Below are 1,993 nucleotides of genomic sequence, written 5' to 3'. Positions count from 1 at the left end.
CTTTTTTCAATTTATTTTCGCTTGTAACGAGTTGGTTGCCAAGCGTATTAAAAATAAGTGATAAATAAAGCTAAAAAAGATTTGGAATAGAGTAAAAATAGTTTCTATATTTGCACCCGCTTTAAGGGACAACAATGGTTGTTAGGAGAAGCGGAAAGTTCTTTAACAGAGGGTGATTTGGGAAGATTGGGAAGGCGAAAAAAGCCGCTCAAAATTTTTTTTAAAAAAAGCTTGCCAATTAAAATAAGAGTTATTACTTTTGCACCCGCTTTGAAAACGAAAGTTTAACCAAAGCACTTTTAATAAAACAGAAGACAAGTTCATTGACATATTGTTGACAGCATGATTTTTGAAATAGGAGATAGGAATTTTTTTAAGTTTTTATTTTTTTAGGACAAAAATCACCTAGTAAGAAATTAAGTAAAATCATTTTTGAGTAAGATATCTTCGGTATTGTAGATTAAGGCAAAAGTCATTAAGAGACAACAATGAAGAGTTTGATCCTGGCTCAGGATGAACGCTAGCGGCAGGCCTAACACATGCAAGTCGAGGGGTATAGAGTAGCTTGCTACTTTAGAGACCGGCGCACGGGTGAGTAACGCGTATGCAACCTACCTTTTACAAAGGGATAGCCCGGAGAAATTCGGATTAATACCTTATAGTATTGCGATATAGCATTGTATTGCAATTAAAGTTTTAACGGTAAAAGATGGGCATGCGTCCTATTAGTTAGATGGTGTGGTAACGGCACACCATGACTACGATAGGTAGGGGTCCTGAGAGGGAGATCCCCCACACTGGAACTGAGACACGGACCAGACTCCTACGGGAGGCAGCAGTGAGGAATATTGGACAATGGTCGCAAGACTGATCCAGCCATGCCGCGTGCAGGAAGACTGCCCTATGGGTTGTAAACTGCTTTTATATGGGAAGAATAAGGGCTACGTGTAGCTTGATGACGGTACCATATGAATAAGCATCGGCTAACTCCGTGCCAGCAGCCGCGGTAATACGGAGGATGCAAGCGTTATCCGGAATCATTGGGTTTAAAGGGTCCGTAGGCGGGCCAATAAGTCAGGGGTGAAAGTCTGCGGCTCAACCGTAGAATTGCCTTTGATACTGTTGGTCTTGAATGTGTAGGAAGTGGCTGGAATGAGTAGTGTAGCGGTGAAATGCATAGATATTACTCAGAACACCAATTGCGAAGGCAGGTCACTACTACATCATTGACGCTGATGGACGAAAGCGTGGGGAGCGAACAGGATTAGATACCCTGGTAGTCCACGCCGTAAACGATGGATACTAGCTGTTGGGTTTTCGGACTCAGTGGCTAAGCGAAAGTGATAAGTATCCCACCTGGGGAGTACGTTCGCAAGAATGAAACTCAAAGGAATTGACGGGGGCCCGCACAAGCGGTGGAGCATGTGGTTTAATTCGATGATACGCGAGGAACCTTACCAGGGCTTAAATGGGAGTCGACAGGGGTGGAAACACCTTTTCCTTCGGGCGACTCTCAAGGTGCTGCATGGTTGTCGTCAGCTCGTGCCGTGAGGTGTCAGGTTAAGTCCTATAACGAGCGCAACCCCTGCCGTTAGTTACCAGCATGTTATGATGGGGACTCTAGCGGGACTGCCGGTGCAAACCGTGAGGAAGGTGGGGATGACGTCAAATCATCACGGCCCTTACGTCCTGGGCCACACACGTGCTACAATGGCCGGTACAGAGAGCAGCCAGTGGGTGACCACGAGCGAATCTATAAAACCGGTCACAGTTCGGATCGGAGTCTGCAACTCGACTCCGTGAAGCTGGAATCGCTAGTAATCGGATATCAGCCATGATCCGGTGAATACGTTCCCGGGCCTTGTACACACCGCCCGTCAAGCCATGGAAGCTGGGGGTACCTGAAGTCGGTGACCGCAAGGAGCTGCCTAGGGTAAAACTGGTAACTGGGGCTAAGTCGTAACAAGGTAGCCGTACCGGAAGGTGCGGCTGG

General features: G+C 46.5%; 1 rRNA gene. It reads left to right on the top strand.

The features are described 5' to 3' along the window. Window positions 1-485: 485 nt before the first annotated feature. A 16S ribosomal RNA gene (locus tag I215_RS15525) occupies window positions 486-1,993 on the top strand; the annotation flags it as partial.

Origin of the sequence: Galbibacter marinus (assembly GCF_000300875.1) — a bacterium.
GTDB classification, from domain to species: domain Bacteria; phylum Bacteroidota; class Bacteroidia; order Flavobacteriales; family Flavobacteriaceae; genus Galbibacter; species Galbibacter marinus.
Note: the sequence above shows the minus strand (reverse complement) of the source record. Positions and strands in the feature narration are given on the sequence as shown.